We start from the raw sequence: 24,166 nt of genomic DNA, 5'->3' as shown, positions 1-24,166 counted from the left end.
AAGAATACCAACCCCTCTTAGATTTTTAAGAGGGACATAATAATATAAATATTATAGAATACAATTTGTTTTTATAAGCTAATGCCCCTTAGTGTATAAAAATCTAAGTAAAGAATGAAATTATGAAAAACCCTACTTTTCTAAAAATTACCTTAGTGCTGTTTTTGCTTTTGCAAAATTTAGGCGCTATTTCACAAACCTATAAGCCTTTCTCTCTAAGGGAAAAAGTAGACATTAGAGGTAAGATGATTGTTGCTGGGAACAATATCCTAGGAGTAGATAATCTGCCAAATAATGACAATACGTTAGCGAATCAAAGTGTATCAATGAAGTACATTGATATTGATGGGGATAGCTCAACTTTCAGCTCCAGTAGTGCGAATCTTGTGGTACCAAATCAAAAAAACGGCAGTCCGACCACTTGTTATAGAGTTGCGTATGCCGCTTTGTATTGGGGGGCTATGCTTCAAAATGGAAGTAGAACGGAGATCGATAAGGTGAAATTAAAAGTACCAGGGGAAACATCATATAGAGATATAGATGGTGAGGTAATTTATGATGCAGTGGTTGCACCCATAATTCCGGATTCAAATAAGCCCTACGCCTGCTATGCCGATGTGACGAGCTTGCTGCAAGGATTAACGACTTTACAAGGAACTTATACTGTAGGTAATGTAATTGCTAATGAAGGGTCTAATGGATCAACGGGATTATCTGCTGGATGGACACTTTTGGTAGTTTATGAAGATCCTAATCTTCAGATGAAGTCATTTAATGTCTTTGATGGATTTAGTCATATATACAAAGATCATGCTGAAGTAATTCCCGTGACGGGTTTTAGAACACCTCCGACAGGGGTTGTGGATATACAGTTTGCTTATGCTGCCTTGGACGGGGATAAACCGCAAAGCGCAACTAAACTGGAGTTTGGAAACCACCAAGTTGTAACCCCATTTCGACCTGCTAATAATTTTTTCAGCTCTACGATTGAAAACACTAATGGTGTTTCAACCCCAAGAAACCCTTCTGGAACCAATACCTTGGGTTATGATACCGGTGTTCTGGAAGTTAAGGATGCAAACCCCGAGTATATTAACAATAATCAGACTTCAACGAGTTTTACATTGCAAGTGGCCCCTGGTCAAGCAGATCCTATTTTTGCTTTTTTTACTGCTTATGCGGTAGATGAAATCGCACCGGATATATTGCTTACTAAAATTGTAAAAAATGCTCAAGGTGTAGATATTGGTGGTACAAATGTTACTTTAGGTCAAAACTTATTTTACGAAATATCTTATCAGAATTTAGGAAGTGATGCAGTAAGTAATTTTACCATTAAAGATGTGCTTCCTAAAAATGTAATTTTTAACGGAGCTGCTGATGTGGATTTAACCAACTCTGGTGGAGCAACGATACAATCGTATGATGCCGCAACGAGAACCATAATCTTTAAAATACCAAATGCTGCTGGTACCGTTGGAGGTGCTAAATATAAAATTATACTAAAAGTTCAAGTCGTTGATGATTGTAATAAGTTGAGTGATGTTTGTTCGAATGAAATAAAAAATCAAGCTTTTGCAAATTATAGAGGGGTTATAAATCCAGCAATAATTGACGAAGGAAGTTTCTCTTCTATTAATAGTTGTAATTTTGGAGCTGCTACACCAACTAATTTTTTGGTTGGATTAGATTGTAAGTATACCAAACAATATATCCTTTGTGCTAATAGTATAGTCATGTCCGCTGCCAATGGATACGATAGTTATTCATGGTCAACAAGTCCAACAGGAACTCCTGTAATCGGTACAAACCAAACCTATACTGCTACGAAAACGGGAGTGTATTATGTTACTTCTACAACTAACTCTACTTGTAAATCGATTAGCGAAACGATCACAGTTGTTCCCTATGGAAATACGATTACCAATCCAGTAATTCCATATGCACAAGCTCCCTATGCTGGAGAAGTAGTGAAATGTGAAAGCGATGGAAAACTATTACCGAATCTGTTTATTTGTGGTGCTAATGCACCCCGATTAATCAAAACAGGAATTACAGACGCGATTTCTATTATATGGGAAAAATTAGATGAGGCTAGTTGTTCTGCGGCTGTTGAAAATTGTGCAAACGAAAGCAAATCATGTAAATGGACTGAAGTGGCTAAAGGGCCGGATTATTCAGCTGGTGTTGCTGGACAGTTTAGATTGACCATTTATTATAAGGGTTTATGTTTTAGTCAATTTTATTTCAATGTTTATGTAAATCCATTGAATCCAACAGTTACTTCCAAAGATATTACGTGTAAAACTTTAGGTGAGATTACCGTTCATGATGTACCAACTTCTGGGTATGAATTTAGTCTTGATGGAAATGGAACTGGAGTTTACCAAAGCAGCAATGTTTTTCCTAATGCTGCATTCCCTGTTGTAACAGTAGGTTACCATAATGTGTACATTAGACAAGTAGGTGTTACTAATGCTTGTATTTTTCAAGTGTTAGATGTTTTAATCAAAGAGAGAATTTATGATGTAAAAACAATTATTACACAACCAACTTGTAAAGTAGATAAAGGTAGTATTAGAATACAGGCGAATAATGTATTGCCTCAGTATTATTATAGTATTACGCAAGGGGGAGTAACGAATGAAGTAGGACCGTTACAAACGAATGATTATACTTTTGCTAATTTAAATGTTGGAGATTATACCGTTCGCGTTTGGACAGATGACGGTTGTGATTTTTCAAAAGACGAACAAATCATTGCGCCACCCACTTTAGATGCATCGGCGCAATTAACGACACCACTTACGGCTTGTTCAAATGGTGAAATAACCGTTACTCCAATAGGAGGTGTTGGTCCTTTTACTTATTATATAAATGGTACCACCAATTTTCAATCATCCAATTTAATAACGGTTAGCAATCCGCTACCTACTGGAGGAAAATATTCTATTATTGTTGAAGATAGCAACAATTGTCGTGCTACAACATCGATTACCGTAACAGCAATTCCTGCGCCTGAGTATACAGTTGATACAACAGACGAGAAATGTTATGGGGATAAAAATGGTACCATTACTTTTAATGTTACCAATGCGAACGGATATACTTTAAGTTATAGTATTGACAATGGTGCTAACTTTAATGCGACAAAGGTATTTTCTAATTTAGCACCAGGACCTTATAGCACCCAAATTAAATATACACTGGGTTCCGCAATCTGTTATGGACCAGTTAAAGTTGTTACAATTGGAGGCTCTTCAAGTGAACTATCAGCTGCAGCGGGTGTTTCTGAAATGTCTGGATGTGGTCCGGTAGGTGAAGAAACTAAAGGAAAAATAAGAATTACTAACCCACAGGGAGGGACACTTCCCTATACCTATAGTTTTGACGGTGGAGATACGTTTATCACTTCAAATGAGGCGTATGTTGCCCCAGGAACTTATACGTTGTATATAAAAGATGCTAAGGGATGTATTTTCCCAATGGAAGGTATTATTTTGGAACCTAAACCGACGGATCCAACCTTTACACTTTCTCCTACAGTGTATAATTGTGATGGTACGGGTTCTCGCACAGTGACCGTGACTACTTCAGGAACGGATAGTTATGCCTATACTTATTTACTCGATGGAAAGGTAAATACCAATGTACCCGCGAATGTTTTTGTTAATATTCCAACTGGCGAACATACCATTAGTGTGGAGTATAATTTAGTTTCGGTACCAACGTACAGTAACTTATTAATTGAAAATTTTGGGAAAGATAGTTTTACCTACACAGATACTAAATCTCCAGATGGAGCATCTCCAGGGATTAATCCAAATTTTTGTTGGGAGAGACAAATAGATGCTACGATGTGTCATAAGGATAGATTATTCGATAATGGTGAATATACTGTTACGAGTAGTTTACGAAACAATCCTTATATTGGATGGCATAATCCAATAGACCATACCAGTGGTACTAGAACTGGAGGTAGGTATTTAGCGGTAGATGCAGGTACAGCAATTCCAAATAATGCGGTTCTTTATAGAAAAACAATTAAAGATATTATTCCGAACCAACCTATTCAGGTTAGATTCTTCGCTACAAATTTATTGAAGGTAGGCAATAAACAGCCAGACGCTTCTTTGACGGTTGAGCTGCAAAATGCTTCAGGAGTTCCATTATCATCTCAATCTACCGGAAAAATACCTAAAACCGATGGATGGGTAGAAATCAATAGAACAATTAACCCAGGCAGTGCGACAACTTTAGATTTTGTATTGCGATTGGAACTCTCTCAAGTCGACGGAATAGACTTTGCTGTGGATGATATAGAAGTATATCAACTACCTAAGACTTGTCTTACTCATAAAGATTTTGATTTTGTTGTAGACACTAATAAAAAGTTCACAGCAAAAGTGGACAACATTTTAAACGTAAAATGTAAAGGAGCAAATAATGGATCATTTAACATTATAGCCGAAAACTTTGATCCAGCGACAGGGTTTTTCTATTCGATAGATGGTGCCCAAAATTGGTTAAATTCTAAAATTTCTCCAGTTTTAGTATCTGGATTGGCTCCAAATAAATACGATGTTAGAATTCGTTATAGTCTTACCAGTTCTGCATGTAGTGAAACTGTTCCCGTGTCTATTACGGAGCCAGCGTCATTTATTGTAAATGCTAATGCAACCGCAGCTACTTGTACTACAGGATCTACAATTACGGTAAGCTCGGTTGGAGGAACAGCACCTTTTTCATACATTCTTACTGATAAGAATAATCCAGCGAATGTGATTACTTTTACTAGTACTGGATCAGCGTCAGGAATTTTAAAAGATATACCGGCTGGTACGTATATTGTTTCAGGAACAGATGCGAATTCATGTACAGATGCAAATGATGCCGATATAGTGGTTACAATACCAAATGGGCCAACCGCATCAATTGCTCAAAATACAGGATTGTGTTTTGATTCTGGTGCCGAAATTACAGTAGATGTTACAGGAGGATTAGCACCTTATAGTTATCAAGTAAGCTATAACTCAGGAACACCATCGGCCTTTGTTTCTTTCACAGGAAACTCATTTAAATATCCAGTGACAGCAACAGGTACTTATGATTTTACTATTATTGATAAAAATAATTGTAAATCAGCGGTAGAAAGCCAAAAGATTGAACCTAAAATTACAGCAAAGGCCGCTATTTTAGCAGGACTAAGTTGTGCTGTAGCTCCAGCTTCTTCAGACGCAACTATTGAAGTTGAAATCTCAGGAGGAACAAGTCCATATACCTATACCGTTACTGATAAAGCAACAAATATTGTATTAGTTAATAACGGTGCTACAGTAGGTCCTAAATTTACTTATTCTACAGCTACTGCTGGAATTTATGTTTTTGCGATAAAGGATAAAAATGACTGTCTGTTTACTATTGAAAAAGAAGTAAATGCTTTAGTGGCGGTAACGGCAAAAGCTACAGTTAAAGATGTTACTTGTTTTGGAGCTGATAATGGTAGTGTAACTTTGGAAGGCCTAACAGGAGTAGCTCCTTTTGAGTTTAATTTTAATGGTTTAGGCTTTAGTACTACGACTACTTATTCAGGTTTGGCAGGTTCAGTTGCCGGAATTAGCTACACTTATATCGTTAAAGATGCAAAAGACTGTACTAAATCGTACACGATTACTGTTAAACAACCAGACGATATTACCTTATCTGCAAATATTTCAACAGCTTATACATGTGATAATTCTGCTACTATTACCGCTAGTGCTTCTGGAGGAAATGGCAGTTTTACTTATACATTGTATAGAGATGGCAATGTAGTTGCTTCAAACACAACTGGAATTTTTAGTAATTTAACCGTTGCCGGAGTTTACAAAGTGACTGCAACAGATGCTAAAGCATGTAGTAAAACAGTTGATGCAGGAATTATTGATGCATTGAATCCTCCAAAAGGAATGACACTTACTCCTAGTGCAGTTACTTGTCCAGGGAATACTGCTAACGTGACCATCACAAATGTGATTGATGCCTCTGGAACTCTTCTACCTACTGCAGGATTAGAATATAGAATAAAATCGCCAGCACCATATGCAACAACTACTTATCAGACAAGTAATGTTTTTAATGGTTTAGCAGCAGGAGTTACTTATACTTTTGAAGTAAGAGATACTAAAAAATGCGTTTACGAAAAAGACCTTAAAATAGATGCGTTGCCTACTATCCTTGTAACGGTTAAATCTCAAATCAGTATTTCATGTTTAGGTTCAACCGATGGAAGCGCAATCTTCACGGTTAGCGGAATGGGTAATAGCACTCCTTATTCTTATCAAGTTGATACCTTACCAGCAGTAACTGGACAAACAACTCCTGGAACTGGAACTTCTTTTGATATTCAGGTACCTAACTTAGGTGCAGGAACACACACTATAGTGGTAACCAATACAGGAACCACGTGTTCTGATTCGGAAGAAGTTACAATCGCAGCTCCAACAGCAGCATTAGCATTAGATCTAACAGTTACTACGGATGTAACTTGTAAAGGCAATGGTACGGCTACTATTAATGTTACAGCTAATAGTGGTTGGGGTTCTTACTCGTATGAAGTAACAAGAACAGCACCAACAACTGGCACTGCTATTACACAAACCAATAATTTATTTACGAATCTAATCGCGGGTGATTACTCCTTTACCGTAACCGATTTAAAAGGTTGCCAAGTATCAGGAACTTTTACAATTAAAGACAAAGTACTTCCTACTGCAAGTATAGATGTAACTTCAGATTATTGTGCGGGTGGAGCAGGAGCGACTATTAAAGTTACTCCTAATGCAGCAACAAATTACACCTATACTCTTGGCGCTATTGTACAAAACAATGGAACTTTCTCAGGTTTAACACCGGGTGATTATACCATTAGAGTTACCGATACTTCAACAGGATGTTATATCGATTTAACGGTGCCAACCATAGTATCGCCAGTAACAGCTAGTACAAAACTATTAGCGGATTTAGATTGTGATGTAACACCAGCATCTCCAGATGCTTCTATCGAGGTTACCATTAATGATGGTTATCCTAATTATACATACAAAGTAAATAAAGATATAGCTGCACCATTCGGTGGAACGGTTTATCTAGTAGCAGGAAATTCATTTATTTATACAGCTACAACAGCTGGAACTTATTATTTTGAAATTACTGACAGCAAAGGTTGTACAACGGTTGTTTCAAGAACAATAAATGTAAAAGTTGATCCAACAGCAACGACTACGCCAACGAACCCTACTTGTTTTGGTAGTAATAATGGATCTATTACCGTAAAAGTAAGTTTAGGTTTAGCACCGTATACTTACGAATTTTCTACAACTGGTTTAACTGGCTCTTTTAGTTCAATGACTTCAAACATTAAATCGGGTCTTGGTGCTGGCAATTATTGGTTCAAGGTTACAGATTCTAAAAAATGTTTTGTTGTAGTACAAGAAACTTTGACAAATCCGGCAGAATTAAAAGCAACAGCTGAAGTTACAACTCCTCTTAGTTGTGGTACTACAAATGCCCCACAAGCTGCTACTATTACAGTTACAGTTACTTCTCCGGGAACACCATTTTTAGTACCAACCCTATATAGATATACTTATACTCAGGGTGCAAAGACAGTTGGTCCAATAACGTCTAATACATTTACAACAAGCGATCCTGGTGAGGTAAGCATTACGGTTACAGATGCCAATGGATGTACTGCTCCAGCTTCGGTGACTATTGATAATTTAACTCCTCCGACAGCTTTAGCTTTTTCAGCTCCGGATATTACTTGCGAGCTTAGTAAACAGAATACGGATTTATTAGTGACAGTGACAGGCGGTGCATTACCGTTGAAATATGAGATCACAAGTTATACGGCTGCCGTTGCTCCGGGAACACTGGTTGCAACCAATAATGCTAATACTTATACCTTTACGGATTTGGTTCCGGGTACTTATTTCTTTAAAGTTACCGATGCTAATAATTGTACTCTTACAGGTCAGTACAAAATTGATGCTGTAACTCCAATTCAAGTAAGTGATAAAATTTTAAAAAATGTTAGTTGTAATGGCTTATCTGACGGTGAAGTTGAATTTACTATTTCAGGAAATAGGGCTTTAACATACAGCTCTACTTTAGTGGGTAGCGTTACAGGAGATATTTCAGGAGTTTCTATAGGAGATGTTATTACGTATTCTGGGCTTAACGCACTTGAAACCTATACTTTTACTGTCATAAATAATGATACTAAGTGTACTGCTACAAAAGTATTGACTTTGTCACAACCAGACGCAATAACAGCTTTAGATGCAAAAGCTTCAAAAGTATATTGTGATCAAGTAGAAACCACTATTAAAGTTACAGCTTCTGGAGGAACAACACCGTTACAATATGCAGTGGTAAAATTTGGACTAACGCCAGGTGCTGCAGATTATAATACTACAGGATTGTTTACAAAAGACACTAGTATAGATGGTTTGAAATATGTTGTTTATGTAAAAGATAAAAATGGAAATTGTTCTCAAAACATAACATTAGATGTAGTAAAAGATGATGCGCCAACGATCGATCCCGTTACTGCGCCACAGTGTTATTCAGGAAGTAGTTTTATAATAACTATAGTTGGAGCTACCTATAATTCGACAATACTTTATGGTCTTAACGGAAGTTATAACACCAATAAGGATAAAACAATTAATGGTCCAGGAACCTATATTTTGGGCATCAAAGATGATAATGGTTGCGAGGTAACAACTTCAGTTGTAGTAAATGATCAATTAACACTTACTGTTACACCAGATAAAGATGTAACGTGTCCAACATTTCCGGTTACAGATACAGATGCAAAATTTACTTTGTCTGCTAGCGGAGGAAATAATTCTTATACTTATGAATATAAATTAGGTCTTGGAGGAACTTATGCAACAATTCTTCCAGTAGGAAATAATGTGTTTGAAACATCTACAGCTGGGGATTATTACTTTAAAGTTACCTCTGCTGGATGTGAAAAAGAATCTGCAGTTTTCAAAGTCACGGATCCAGTAAATCCAACAGCTACGGCAACAGTTACAGATTTAAGCTGTTACCAATCTAAAGATGGTGTTGTTACTATTGTTCCAACTTCAGGTGTTGCTCCATTTACTTTTAGTTTTAATGGAAGTCCATTTACTGCTAATGATACATATTCAAATCTGGCTGCCTCGCCAGTTTTGGGTTACCCGTATAGTGTGAGAGATAGTAAAGGTTGCGAAGTAACAACAGGTCTTGCTATTGTGACTGAGCCATTGCAAATTTTGTTTACCACTACCGAGGTAAACATGTTTTGTCCTGGACCAACTTTTGGTTCGGTGAAGGTTAGTACTATAACAAATGGTGTTGCACCATTTACTTATGAATTAAAAAATATTGGTACTGGTTTAAAACAAACCATTCCAGGTTTGCCTGGAACTGCTGAATATACTTTTGCAAACTTGAGTTTTGGAGAATTTGAGTTGACAGTTTCTGATGCAACTGGCTGTAGTAATGTTAAAAAGAACATTCAAATTCTTGCACCACCAAATCAGCTAGATATTGATTTGGCAACTCCAATTGATGATTGTGCCGATGGTGCAACTATTGTTGTTACGGTAAATCCTAATCCTGTTCCTACAACTCCTTTGTACCAATTTGGGATCTATGATTTGCCAATAGCGCCTTTCAGTACTAGTTTGCTGCCTCCAGATGTTCCAAATGGGTTAACACATACATTTAAAAATTTAACGCCTGGTGTGGTTTATACTTTTGTCGTATATGATCCAAGTACAAATTGTTACTATTTTGAAAAAGCGTCTGGTGCGGTTGCTCCTTTAACTAATATAGGAATTACGGCGACATCTATTCCCGTTGCTTGTAAGGGATCTGCAACAGGAGGAGTAGCTATTTCACTTACAAATACAGATGCAACTCAAGTAAAATATGAAATATTTAAAGACCAAACAACTACTAGTACAGGAATAGCAGGTACCATTACAATGCCTACAACTGTACCAGTTAAAGTTTTAGGACTAGCTACTGGAACCTACTACGTTAAATTTACTGAAGTAGACGGTTCTAGTTTAGGATGTACATCGTCATCAGCTCCTTTTGTAGTAGAAGAATCAGCTGTAGACCTAAGCGTAACAGCTAGTTCACCTAAAAATGATAATTGTAAGATTGATGCTGGTAGAGTGGTAGCAGTGCCTCATGGTGGAACTGGACCATTTTTATACCAAATAGTACCTGACAATGGACCAATTGGTTATCTTCTTGCTGATGATACACAGCCTACTAGTGCTTCTTTTGAATCGCCTAAACATGATGCTAATATATTTAATGTCGAGGCAGGAAACTATCTTGTTTGGATTAAAGATGGAAATGGATGTGCGGCATCTGTTCCCGCGACTGTTACGGTTAATGCAGATCCAACTCTTGTAATTGATAAATTAGAGGTTGTAGACAAATGCGCCAAAGAAGGGGCGTTTGAAGTTACAGTTTCAATGACAACTTTAGGTATTGCGCCTTATTATATTAGTGTAAATGGAGGTCGTTTCACAGAAATTACTGATGCTATACCTTTCCCTTATACCATTTCAGGATTAAATTCTGGACCAGTAAATGTAATAGTGAAAGATTTTAACGATTGTGAGGATGCAGATAACATTACAATTACGCCAACACCTCTTGCAACTGCATTAGTTACTAAACCTTTAGATTGTACTGTTACTGGAAATGCTGTTGCAGATGCTACAATTACGGTAACGATTTTAAAAGGAACGAAAGGGTTTAAATATCAGGCATACAAAGACGGTACTGCAGTAGGTGGTCCAGTTACTCTTCCTGCCGCAGATAATACATTTGTTTATCCTGTTGCGAAAGCTAATTTCGGTACTTATAAATTTGCTATAACAGATGCTAATAATTGTCCGGTTGAGACTAATGAAGTCGTTATTGATGAAATTATTCCTATTACCGTTACTCCTAACTTAACGCAGCCATTATGTAATGGAGGTAGTAATGGTGCCATTGAACTTCCTGCTAAGGGAGGAAAAGGGAAATACACATATACACTTCAACTTACATCATCAGTACCGGTAGGTACTATAAAATCACAAGGCACACCATTGTTTACTTCATTAATCGCTGGAGACTATGATTATACTATTACCGACGAATTGGGTTGTCAGTTAACAGGTTCGCTAACTTTAGGCCAACCAGCACTTGTTGCAGTTGGAACTCCAGTTATTACACCTTTAACTTGTGGCCCTGGTAATATGGGTCAAGCTGCCGAAGTTGAGTTAGCAGGAATTGGCTCAGGAGGAACAGGATCTTATTTATATAGTTTTAATAACAGTGCATTTACTAAAACAACTAAATATTTTGTTGCTGATACAAAAGCAGACCAACTTGGTATTCCATATGCAATTCAAGATGCAAACGGTTGCGAGGATTCGGGAACAATTGATATTTTAAAATTAAGTCCTCCAACAGATTTTGATTTAAAACAAGATCCAGTTATTACTTGTACAACTGGATCAACTACGGTAACAATTTCAAATGTTGAAAACGCACTTGGTACTGTTACAACAGGATTAACTTATCAGATTATCTCGCCTTTATCAGAGGCAATTGATAATGGACCTAATCCAGTATTTACTGATTTAGCTCCTGGAGATTATGTATTCCAAGTGAAAGATGCTGTGGGTTGTGTGAAACAATTGCCATTTGAGATTAAAGATGTTGTTAAAATTGATCTTATAAAACAATCAACAACCGGAATTACTTGTTTAGGTGCGACTGACGGAAAAGCAAGTTTCTTAGTGTCTGGTTTTGCAGGAACGTATCATTATATTCTTGATGCTCCAGCAACTGCTGTGACTAATTTAACAAGTTCAACAATTGATTTAACTGGATTAACAGCAGGTGATCATACGATTGAAGTATTTGATGATGCAACAAATTGTTCAAAACCAATATTGTTCAATATTGCGGCTCCAGCTGCAGCTTTAGTTATTTCTAAGGATGTTACAGATTTGGGTTGTACTACTACGGGAGCAGTAACAGTTACCGCTACCTTTGGATGGGGTAATTATACCTATAAAATTACGCAGCCAGATGCAAGTATTTTGACTACTACCGATGGCGTTTTTGATGGTCTTACACAAACAGGTACTTATACTATCGTAGTGACAGACGCTAATGGTTGTAAGGCAAACGATACTTTTGATTTAAGTATTCCAACGCCTCCAACAGCTACTGTAGATACAAGCTCAGATTATTGTTATGATGATACTGATTTTGCAACGTTGAAAGTTACTGCTTCAGGCGGAGCTGGCGGATTTGAATATAGTATCGACGGTATCTCTTGGCAGCCATCCAATACATTCGATAAATTGACTCCTGGTAGTTATGTTATTATCGTAAAAGATAAATTTGGATGTACTGTTACAGTGCCAAGCACAACTATTAAAGGTCAGCTTTTTGCTTCGGCAGAAAACAAAAAAGATATTTTCTGTACTGGAACAGTACCAGGAACTATTAAAATTTCTGCAGTAGGCGGTTATCCTGATTACAGCTATACTGTTAAAAAAGATAGTGATCCAATTTCAGGACCATTTCCTTTTGGAGCAGGTGCAACGTCAGCTGATTATACGGTTACAGGTTCAGGAAGTTATGTTTTTGTAGTATATGACGCTAGAAATTGTTCTTATACAATTGCTTATACAATTGTAATGGATACGCCTGTTGCACCAACATTCTCAGTAACTCCAAAATCACCTAGCTGTACAACAGGTCAAGGAAATGTAAATAATGGTGAAATCTTAGTTGCTTTAACAGGAACTACTAATGATGGTCCATATAGCTATACAATTACTAGAACAAATCCAACAGGCTATACAAGTACACAAACGGACAATGGATTGTTCACAGGACTAACCACTGGTGATTATGATGTAACGGTAACTTCTGCAAAAGAATGTTCTACTCCTGGTACCGTAACGATCCTTGATCGTGCAGCAGTTGTGGCAGATGCCACAGCAGCTCCTTTCACCTGTTCGGCTACAAATACACTAAATAAAACAATTGTAACTGTTACTGGAAGTCATGGAGCAGGTGCTGAGTCAGTTACTAATTTCACTTATAGTGAAAACAAAATAAATTGGGATACCACAAATACATTCAATGTAATTGATAACGGATTTACGCAAACTTTGACGTATTATGTGAAAGATGCTTACGGATGTATCGATGACGTTCAGGTTACGGTAAATCCATTCCCTAAATTAGTTTCGGCGGTTGCTAGTTTCGGTACACCTATTGACTGTCTTAACAACAAACAAGAAATAAATGTGGTTATCAATGGAGGAACTTATACTCCGAAGGCATTTACTTATAATGTTTACGAAGATGGTGTTTTAATTACGGCATTACCAATACCAGTAACTGGAAATACATTTACCTACTATGCTGATAAGGTAGGTAGTTTCTATGAGGTTGTAATTATGGATAACAATACTGGTTGTAGTATAAAATCGAATTCGAATAAAGTTCCAGTATTTGATATTGCAAAAGTAACCGCTAGCGCTTCTGCCAATGTAGATTGTAATAGCAATGCTACCGGCGCAATCGAAATTAACATCAGAGATTATGCAGGTGCTTACACTTATAAGGTATTTAATGACACTAACCCAGTAGAGGTGTTTTCAGGTGTTGGTAATACAGGTACCAATCCATTTGTAATTCCTTTCGGATTAGTGGCAAGTAACAAGTATAGAGTGGTGGTTACAGAGTCCGCTTATCCAAGTTGTAGTATAACCTCTAATGATGTTCAAATTACTGAGCCGCCAGTATTAGATATTACGGCAATGGTTGTTGATGTTGTAAATCAAAACTGTAAAAATACAGGCGCGGTAATTACTGTTGATGAATCGACTATTGTAGGCGGTACAAGAGACTATACGTACGCGTTTGTAACTGCAGGAACAACTCCAACTGCTGGAGATTATCAGGGAGAGAATGCAAAAACTATTTCGACTACTGCTATTGCTCCATTGTTTGACAGTTACGATGTTTATGTGAAAGACAGTAAAGGTTGTTATCTGTTTAAAACGGTAAACATTTCAGTAGACCCAATGCCTGCAATTACAAAGGTAAGTGTGGATAGTCAATGTACTGATGCTAATGGATATAGAATTGATGTTGCTGCAAATGGTGTAGCTCCTTTACAATACAGTTTAGACGGTGTACAATTCCAAGATGATAGTTTCTTTACGGTGTTTAAGCCAGGAAACTATACTGTAACGGTAAGAGATAAAAATCAATGTATAGCAACTGCAATGACGCCAGTTACGATTTTAGATCCTCTAACTTTGCGTGCAGAGCTTACTGTAGTGCCTAAATGTGAGGCTGCTGATGGTACGATTACGTTATTCGCTACAGGTGGTACTGTTTCGACACCTTCAAGCTATGTTTATAGTAAAGATGGTGGTACCCCACAAGGTAGTCCTGTGTTTAATACTTTAGCTCCTGGAACTTACAAGTTTGTGGTTAAAGATATTGTAACATTATGTGAAACTGAAATCACTGCGAGAATTGAAACTCCAACAGCTGTTACGGGTATTACTTTAGCAGAAACTGCAGTATCTTGTTTCGGAGGAAATGATGGTAGTATAGCGGTAAGTTTAATCGGCACAAATGATAATCCTATTTATTTGTATAGTATTACTGCTGGACCGGTGCTAAGACCAAATCAAGAGTCTACTGTTTTCAATGATTTACCTTTTGGTACCTATGAGGTAACAGTGACTTCAGGTAGAGGATGTTCTAATACAGCTACCATTACAGTTCCACAACCAAACCCTATAGTGGTTAATGCACCAACAGTTTCACAATTTATCTGTACTGCGGGTTCAAATACAATCAACTATGCCACTATCACAGTGGAGCCAGGTTCAGTAAGTGGTGGTTCAGGAAATTATCTAATATATCAATTCCTTAAAGGCGGTGTTGAAGTTCAAAAAGGAGCTTCGAATGTCTATACGGAATATGATCTTTTAGGAGGTGATTATGCAGTAAATGTATTTGATGATAAAAATTGTCAAGGTGCGGTTACCACGGCTATTACAATTGCTCCTTTTGCTAGTTTAGACAAAGTGAATTTCACTGTTGTGACTCCAATTACCTGTGACAACCCTGAAACACTTCAGGTAACTGTAGATACAACAGGTGCGGTAGGTCAACTAGAGTATACTTTAAGCGGTGTCAACGGAACGGTTTTCACTACGCAAAATAATATCAATGGATTGTTTGTTGGTTTAGGAGCGGGTAATTATTTGGTTACGATTAAAAACCCAACAACAGGTTGTATCATTAAAGATGTTCACTATGTATTTAACCCGAATACATTTGTACTTAAAGCAACACCAATAAACGGTGAAATTTGTTACGGTGCAACCGATGGAAGTGTTCGTTTAACAATGGTAGATAATGAATTGCAACCAGCAAATGACGCTGGAAGTTTTGATTATACCATTACTAATGCAGCGGGTACTACAATTACAACGGGTACAAGCACTGGTATTAGTATGGATATCACAGGTTTAAAATCAGGTATTTATATGGCAACGGCTAAATTGGTTAACACACCATTTTGTACTGTAGTAACTAATTTCCAGATTGTTCAACCCGCTCAGGAGTTAGATGTTCAAGCAATTGGCACTCCTATTACGTGTGTTTCTGGTAATAATGATGGTGTAATAACGGTTTCTGCCTTTGGTGGATGGCCTGGAGATTACCAGTTTGAAGTTGCTGGGCCAATTAGTTTTGCTTATTCAACGCAAACCGTTTATCCAAATCTAACAGCTGGTTTATATACGATAACAGTGAAGGATGGAAAAGGCTGTACAGATATAACTACTGTTGAGCTAATTGTTCCGAAACCAATTACAGTTGTTGCCCAGGCCGATGTAACCATGTTGCCATGTAATGGTGATAAATCTGCGACAATAACGGTAGGACTTCCAACAGGAGGTCAAGGCAGTAATTATACCTATACTTTAAATTACGTATCAGCTACTGGTACTGTTTCTTCAGGACCTTTTGCCTCTGGTATTTTTACAGGTTTAGGCGCAGGAAGGTATACGGTAACAGTTAAGGATGGATTTAGTTGTGAAGCTACTACGGCAGAAATTATTATTAATGAGCCTTCAGAAGTGATTGCCTCTTTAGAAGTAGCTTCTAGTCAGACCTGTTTAACACAAGCGAGTTTAAAATTAAGTGCCGTAGGTGGTACAGGAACTTATACCTATAGTACGGATGCTAGTTTTGTAACTATACTTGGTTCCTTTAGTTCGACTACAGCTGTTACATTTAGCGTGCCAGTAGGTGTATATCATTACTATGTTAAAGATGGCAATGGTTGTATCAGTATTGTTTCTAATGATATTGAAATACTATCAATAACACCACTTACTATAACTTTATTAAATGATAAACCATATATCAACTGTACTGGTGACAATTCAGGAAGTATTTCGGCAACTGCGCAAGGTGGCTTAGGAAACTATGTTTACACATTGTTTGACAGCTCAAATGCTATATTACAAGGCCCTCAAGCCGATGGTGATTTTACAGGTTTAGTTAAAGGAACCTATAGAGTTCATGTGGACAGTGGAGATTGTCAAACTGATAAAACAGTAGTTATAGATGAGGCTCCTGTACCGTTGAGCGCACCATATGTAACAACTGATGTAACGTGTTTTGGTGCTAATAACGGAAAAATAGTAATCAATGCAGTAGGTGGTACAGGTTTGATCAGTTATGCAATTTCTCCTGATTTAGACCAATTCTCTGATGTAAACGTATTTGATAAATTGGCAGCAGGTCGCTACCAAGTTATTGTTCAGGATGTATTAGGTTGTTATATTAAAATTGATTTTGAAATTTTTGAGCCAAGACCAGTTACGGCATCAGAAGTTCCAAATTCTATGCTACCTGAAATTTGTGCAGGAGATAAAAATGGTGCTTTTAGTATTGAAATCAAAGGAGGTACAGAACCTTATAATGTAAGTCTTGATGATGAGAATGGAACTTATACTCAGGGTGCTGCGGGTCAAACTAGATTTGATTTCACGGGTCTTGTAGGAGGTGTTCATACCGTTTATATTAAAGATGCTGCTGGTTGTACAGCTGAATTTGTTGAAAATATGCCAGTGGCAGTAATACTGAATCCAATCGCTACAGTAAGTTATGATTGTGTGGATAATGCTCCAGCCAATAGAGTAGTAGTGGAAGTGGATGCTAGTAATACCAATCCAGTAGATATCGATTATATGCTTGACGCTAGTGGTGTTTATCAACCAAGTAACATCTTTGTTAATGTAGCGCCAGGAAAGCACTCTGTAACAGCAAGACATACTAATGGTTGTGAGATGGCAACGGCTGAATTTACTATTGTCGCAGTAGAGCCATTAACCATTATGGAAACTGTAGGTCAACAAGAAATGAATATCATTTCAGTTACGGCTGCTGGTGGAACACCAGCTTACCAATATAGCTTTAATGGTGAACCATTTACTTCTTCTAACAAATTCAAAATCTACAAATCGGGAGATTATAAGGTGATTGTTAGAGATCAAAATGGTTGTGAGGCTTCAATAGTGATACCAGCTACTTATTTTGATATTTGTCTTGACAATTACTTTACACCAAACGGTGATGGAGTTTATGATCAATGGGGACCTGGTTGTACAAACATTTACGACAAGCTTACCTTTGACATCTTTGATAGATACGGTCGTGTGATTGCTAAATATCACTATGGTCAGAAATGGGATGGTAGATACAACGGATCAGAATTACCATCAGGTGATTACTGGTATGTTCTTAAGCTGAATGACCCGAAAGATCCACGTGAGTTTGTTGGACATTTCACTTTATACAGATAACAAAATAATAGCCCCTATGATGTTGTCTAAAAAATATATTACAATGAAAAAATTAATGCTTTCCTTAGTACTCATGGCTGTAACAACAAGTTACAGCCAAGAGTTAAACCTACCTGTATTTACGCAGTATTTAGCTGATAACCCCTTTGTGATTTCTCCGGCTTATGCGGGTATTGGTGATAATCTTAGAATTAGAGCCAATGGACTTACCCAATGGGTTGGTATTAAAGATGCTCCAGAGAATCAATCGCTTTATGCTGATTTCAGACTTTTAGATCGTTCTGGTGTGGGTATTTCTGCGTACAATGATAAAAATGGTTATACCAGACAAACTGGTGCTAAGGTTTCCTTTGCGCATCACTTGATCCTAGATTATTATACGGAACAGTATTTGTCTTTAGGACTTTCTTATAATTTCAATAGTTTTCGAATTGATATTGATGAGTTTAATAACACCATTGAACATCCTGTTTTAGATCCTTCTGTGACGGATAATCGCTACACAACGAACAATAACTTCGATATTAGTGCGTTGTATCGTAACAAAGGATTTTACCTGAGTGTTAATGCCAATAACATTTTAAAGAAAAACACCAGTAAATACCGTGGTGTAGAGCCTAATTTGCTTTCGAATTACCAAGTGTATACGGGTTTTGTTTTTAAAGATAGAGAGAACAGACGTATCGAGTACGAACCGTCATTGTATTACCAATATTTTGCTAGTGATAAACGTTCTACTACCGATTTTAACTTCAAGTACAGACGTTACAATCGTTATGAAGATTATTACTGGGTGGGTGTATCGTACCGTTTCTTGAACGATCAATTTCCAAAACCTTTGTCTGTTGGACCTATGGCAGGTTTTATGAAATCGAAGTTTTACTTCGGGTATTCGTATCAAATTATGTTCAACAATTTAGGCGCTTACAATACCGGTACTCACGTAGTAACCATAGGATTTGATTTCTTACAATCGATTAGTAATTGTCCTTGTACACAAGGTCCGGTTCACGATTAAGGTAGTGTAAGGTTTACCATAACAAGACAGCTTTGCTCTGAGAAGATAGGATAAGCATTTTTATGTTTTTTAAGAGTTAATTTGTTTTTTTTTAAGGTTTACAACGTTTTCGTGGTTTTAGTGCGGTTATTTTTAGATTTTTCAAATTTATTACTACTCTAAAAGTTCTATATTTGTTTTTCTTTCAAAAAAAATTAAAAACAGATCCAATGAAAACTTTAAACGATTTCGATTTTAAAAATAAAAAAGCCATTATTCGTGTTGACTTTAATGTGCCTTTAGATGAAAATTTCAATGTAACAGATGCTACACGTATTGAAGCTGCTAAACCAACAATTGATGCTATTTTAGCACAAGGGGGAAGTGTTATTTTAATGTCGCATTTAGGAAGACCAAAAGGGGTTGAAGAAAAATATTCATTGAAACATATCGTGAAGAAAGCTTCTGATGTTTTAGGAGTGCCAGTTCAATTTGCTTCTAACTGTGTTGGAGAAGTAGCCCAAAGCGCTGCTAAAGAACTTAAAGCAGGAGAAGTTTTATTACTTGAAAATTTACGTTTTCATGCTGAAGAAGAAGCTGGTGATGTTGCTTTTGCAAAAGAATTAGCGTCTCTTGGAGATATTTACGTAAATGATGCTTTTGGTACTGCTCACAGAGCTCACGCATCAACGACTATTATAGCGCAATTTTTCCCTACTGAAAAATGTTTTGGAACACTTTTGGCTAAAGAAATAGAAAGTTTAAATAAAGTACTTAAAAATAGCGAAAAACCAGTTACTGCTGTTCTTGGAGGATCTAAAGTATCGTCTAAAATTACAGTAATCGAAAATATTTTGGATAAAGTAGATCATATGATCATTGGAGGTGGTATGACTTTTACTTTCATCAAAGCGCAAGGTGGTAAAGTGGGTAATTCTATTTGTGAAGATGATAAATTAGAATTGGCACTTGAAATTTTGAGATTAGCCAAAGAAAAAGGAGTACAAATTCATATTCCAGTAGATGTAGTTGCTGCTGACGATTTTTCTAATACAGCCAATACTCAAATTGTAGATGTAATGGCAATTCCTGATGGATGGGAAGGTCTTGATGCTGGTCCTAAATCAATAGCGAATTTTGACAAGGTAATTATGGAGTCTAAAACGATCTTATGGAATGGTCCATTAGGTGTTTTTGAAATGGAAACTTTTGCAAAAGGAACAATTGCTTTAGGTAATTCTATTGCTGCTTCTACAGCAAATGGTGCATTTTCACTTGTAGGTGGAGGTGATTCTGTTGCTGCAGTAAAACAGTTTGGTTTCGAAGATAAAATGAGTTATGTATCTACTGGTGGAGGTGCAATGCTTGAAATGTTAGAGGGAAGAGTTTTACCTGGAATCGCCGCGATTTTAGACTAAATTTTCACAATTAACATTTTTTTGCATACTTTTCATCGGTAATCTGTTTAAGTTTGCAAAAATAGAGTTTTATAATTGTTTGAATTGTAGGGCTTTAAAAAAAAATGTTATATGATTGTAAAAAAAATCTCCTTAGCGGTTTCTGTTTTATTTTCCATGTCGATGTTTGCACAAGAAAGTGCCAATACGGATGTTGTAATGAAAGCTGAAACAAAAGTTACCTATCTGGATTCAATTAAGAGTTCATTCGTGAAAGATGAATTAGCCACTCGAGTGGATAGTCTTTGGATGAACGAATTAACAAGTTTAGATATATACGATGATTTAACAAAGGACATTCAAACCATCAATACGGACATTACCGTGGATGAAGAGTTGCCTACCGATTTGTTAAAGCAGCGTCTTCAGGCAATGAATGAGAAATCGCCTTTTGATATTGAATACAATCAAGGTTTAGAGAATATAATAAAGTCATTTCTTAAGAATCGTAAAAAATCGTTTTCTCGATTAATGGCTTTATCAGAATACTATTTTCCAATTTTTGAAGATGCTTTTGCCAAGCAAAATGTGCCTTTAGAAATTAAATATTTAGCCGTTGTAGAATCTGCTTTAAATCCTAAAGCAGTTTCTAAAATGGGCGCCACAGGACTTTGGCAGTTTATGTACGGTACTGGGAAACAATACGATCTTAAAATCGATTCGTATATAGATGAACGTAGCGATCCTCTTAAAGCTACTGCTGCAGCCTCCGAATACATGACCAAGATGTTTAAGATTTTTGGAGATTGGGAGCTTGTTTTAGCCTCTTATAATTCAGGACCTGGAAATGTTACTAAAGCCATTCGTCGTTCTGGTGGAAAAACCAAATATTGGGATATCCGTAGTTTTCTTCCAAAAGAAACGCAAGGTTATGTTCCTGCTTTCATAGCAACGATGTATCTTTTTGAATTTCATAAAGAACATGGAATCAATCCAGAAAGAGCGGTGGTTAAAAATTTTGAAACGGATACCATTCGTGTCAAGGATCAAATGTCGTTTAAACAAATAGCTGATTTGTTAGACATGCCGCAATCTCAAATAAAACTTTTAAATCCTTCTTATAAATTAAATGTAGTGCCTCATTATCAAGGGGAGCAGCATTTTGTGCGTTTGCCAAAAGATAAAGTGTCTACTTTTGTTTCTAATGAAGATAAGATTTATGCTTACGTTAAACGTGATTCTGGCGTTCGTAATCTTCCAACCCAATTAGCCCTAAAAGTAGCACCTAAAGCTAGACCTATTAGAGAAAATAATGATGTAGCTAAAGATCTTCAATTCTATAAAGTGAGAAGAGGAGATAATCTTGGTGCTATTGCTTCTAAATACAATGTAAATATTGTGGATCTGAAGAAATGGAATAATCTGAGATCAAATTCAGTTGCCTTGGGAAGAACGTTAAAGATTAAATCAGATGCGGATCCAGTGGGTAAAAACATCAGAGAAATAAAATCTACACTTGCTGTAGAGAAAAAATCGGAAGAAGCCATTGCAGCTGCTGACGATAAAAATAATACGCAGTCCCAAGAGTATATTGTGGCTAATGGTGATAATTTAGGTAGCATTGCTAAGAAATTCGGTATGACTATTGCGGAGTTAAAAGAACTTAATAGTCTAACTTCAAATAATATCGGTTTAGGGAAAACAATTGTAGTTTCTAAAATGGTTCCTGAAATTGTGGAAGAAAGTGCAGTAACAACTGCTATAGCTTCAAACTCTTCGATTGATTCATTCAAAAAAAGAGCTACTTCAACTAAGAATCTTGGAGAAGATTATTACGTAAAAAAAGGAGATTCGTTATATAGCATTTCTAAAAAATATCCAGGAGTTACGATTTCGGATATTAAAAAATGGAATGGCATTAAAAAAAGCGATGAATTACAACCTGGAATGAAACTTAAAATAAACGGATAATAAAAAATCTTATTTAAATTTGGGTTTTATTTCATAAATTAAGAAAATGAATAAAACCCATTTTTTATTAGTACTACTTCCGTTTTTGTTGGTTTCCTGCTTTAAAAATGAAAAGCAACTTAAACCCGTATCAGGTAAAACCAATACGATCTCTGTGATTATTGATGATCAATTGTGGTATGGAGAAGTAGGGGATACCATTCGAAATAAATTCGCCTCACCGGTTTTAGGTCTTACTCAGGAAGAACCGTTGTTTACGATCAATCAATATCCTGCTAAGTTATTGGAAGGTTTTGTGACCGATAGTCGAAGTATTATCGTGGTCAAAAAAGCCAATACGGATAAATTTGAAATCATACGGAGTAAATCCTTGCCTTATAACACTTTTCGCATCTATGGAAAATCTGTTGATGATATATTGTGTAGCATCGAAATGAATGCAGCACAAATCATCAAAATAATTCACGAGGCCGAAATACAAAAAGTCCAACAGGACAATCGAAAATCGCTCCTTAGTCCGACGATAATCAAAAACAAATTTCATATCGATTTACAAATTCCGACAGGCTACGAATACGTATTGCATAAAAGGAATTTCATTTGGTTGAAAAAAGAGATTGTCAGTGGCAATACTAGTTTATTGATCTATCAGATTCCCCTACACAGTTTCAAAGACAAATTAGATGTGGTTGAAAACATTGTGCGAATGCGCGATTCTGTTGGTTATTATATCAAAGGCCGAGAACCTAAAACGCGAATGATCACTGGTGAAGCCTATGCTCCTTATTTTTCTAGTATAGAGTTGGATGGTAAAAAAGCGTATGAGACTAAAGGAGCCTGGGAGCTAAAGAATGATTTTATGGCAGGGCCCTTTATTAATTATGCCATTATAGACGAAGCTTATAATCGGATTTTAGTGATCGAAGGATTTTGTTATTCGCCTTCTAATGAAGAAAGGGATCTCATGTTGTATTTAGAAGCGATCATCAAATCGGTCAAAATCGATAAAAGATAATGTAGTATATTTTTCATACTTTTGTTTTAACAAACATTAAATCAATATATTATGAAAAAATTATGTATGATATTACCAATGCTGGTTATAGGTTTATCTTCTTGTAAAAAAGAAGTAAATACAGAAACGGAGGCCAGTAAAGTAAAAGATGGTGTTAAAACAGAAGAATCAATGGCAGAAGAGTCAATGGCAGAAGAGCCACTCGATTCAGTAGCCAAAATGAAAGCATGGACAGCTTATGCTACACCAGGAGCTGCACATAAAATGATGGCGGACGAAACGGGCACCTGGGCTTGTGATATGACTTTTTGGGAAGAGCCTGATGGGAAACCTAGTAAAGCCACTTCCATAGCGCATGCTAAGATGGTATTAGGAGGACGCTACCAAGAAACAAATTATCAAGGAAACATGATGGGACAACCCTTCGAGGGGAAAAGTACCCTTGCTTACAATAATGCCAGCAAGGAATATACAACTACTTTTATTGATAATATGGGGACAGGTATGATGGTCGCAGTAGGTACATACGATGAAGCAACAAAAACGATGGAGCTGAAAGGAGATATGGTGAATCCAATTAACGGGAACAAAACGCCTTATCGGGAAACCTATACCATTGTTGATGCGACAACAAGAAAAATGGAAATGTTCGATACCAAAAACGGTAAAGAATACAAAAGCATGGAAATCATCATGAGGAAGAAATAATAATTGGGTTTAAAGTATAAAGTAAGATCCCGATCACAATTTGTGATCGGGATTTCTATTTGATACTATTTGTGTAATTTTGTTTTTAGAACAATACGGTAGG

Annotated in this window: 6 protein-coding genes; all 6 read left to right on the top strand. The window is 36.6% G+C overall.

Going from position 1 to position 24,166, the window contains the following annotated elements:
* The first annotated feature begins 122 nt into the window (after positions 1-122).
* The 6 genes from AC51AA_RS13110 (at position 123) to AC51AA_RS13085 (ending at position 24,063) form a co-directional block, all read left to right on the top strand.
* Entirely contained in the window at positions 123-17,975 is a 17,853-nt protein-coding gene (locus AC51AA_RS13110; protein WP_500702684.1) for a T9SS type B sorting domain-containing protein, read from the top strand.
* Between the two features lie 43 nt (positions 17,976-18,018).
* Positions 18,019-18,993 carry a PorP/SprF family type IX secretion system membrane protein gene (locus tag AC51AA_RS13105; RefSeq protein ID WP_500702683.1) on the top strand — a complete coding sequence of 325 codons (975 nt, stop codon included), beginning with the start codon at positions 18,019-18,021 and terminating at the stop codon, positions 18,991-18,993.
* Positions 18,994-19,202: 209 nt separating this feature from the next.
* On the top strand, positions 19,203-20,390 hold the full coding sequence (locus AC51AA_RS13100) for a phosphoglycerate kinase (protein WP_500702682.1): 1,188 nt from the start codon (positions 19,203-19,205) through the stop codon (positions 20,388-20,390).
* A 111-nt stretch (positions 20,391-20,501) separates the two neighbouring features.
* Positions 20,502-22,340 (top strand): lytic transglycosylase, encoded by a 1,839-nt coding sequence (locus AC51AA_RS13095; protein WP_500702681.1) that lies wholly within the window; start codon positions 20,502-20,504, stop codon positions 22,338-22,340.
* Between the two features lie 46 nt (positions 22,341-22,386).
* Complete coding sequence (locus AC51AA_RS13090; RefSeq protein ID WP_500702680.1) at positions 22,387-23,355, top strand: DUF4837 family protein; 969 nt, start codon at positions 22,387-22,389, stop codon at positions 23,353-23,355.
* Positions 23,356-23,406: 51 nt separating this feature from the next.
* Positions 23,407-24,063 (top strand): DUF1579 domain-containing protein, encoded by a 657-nt coding sequence (locus AC51AA_RS13085; protein WP_500702679.1) that lies wholly within the window; start codon positions 23,407-23,409, stop codon positions 24,061-24,063.
* Positions 24,064-24,166: the final 103 nt, after the last annotated feature.

The organism is Flavobacterium sp. OHVDL-2026-0007 (assembly GCF_059882335.1).
This window is presented reverse-complemented; position numbering and strand designations above follow the sequence as displayed.

Coding starts and splice junctions, on each gene's coding strand:
- AC51AA_RS13110 (WP_500702684.1), top strand. CDS start 123: ATGAAAAACCCTACTTTTCTAAAAATTACCTTAGTGCTGTTTTTGCTT.
- AC51AA_RS13085 (WP_500702679.1), top strand. CDS start 23,407: ATGAAAAAATTATGTATGATATTACCAATGCTGGTTATAGGTTTATCT.
- AC51AA_RS13090 (WP_500702680.1), top strand. CDS start 22,387: ATGAATAAAACCCATTTTTTATTAGTACTACTTCCGTTTTTGTTGGTT.
- AC51AA_RS13105 (WP_500702683.1), top strand. CDS start 18,019: ATGAAAAAATTAATGCTTTCCTTAGTACTCATGGCTGTAACAACAAGT.
- AC51AA_RS13100 (WP_500702682.1), top strand. CDS start 19,203: ATGAAAACTTTAAACGATTTCGATTTTAAAAATAAAAAAGCCATTATT.
- AC51AA_RS13095 (WP_500702681.1), top strand. CDS start 20,502: ATGATTGTAAAAAAAATCTCCTTAGCGGTTTCTGTTTTATTTTCCATG.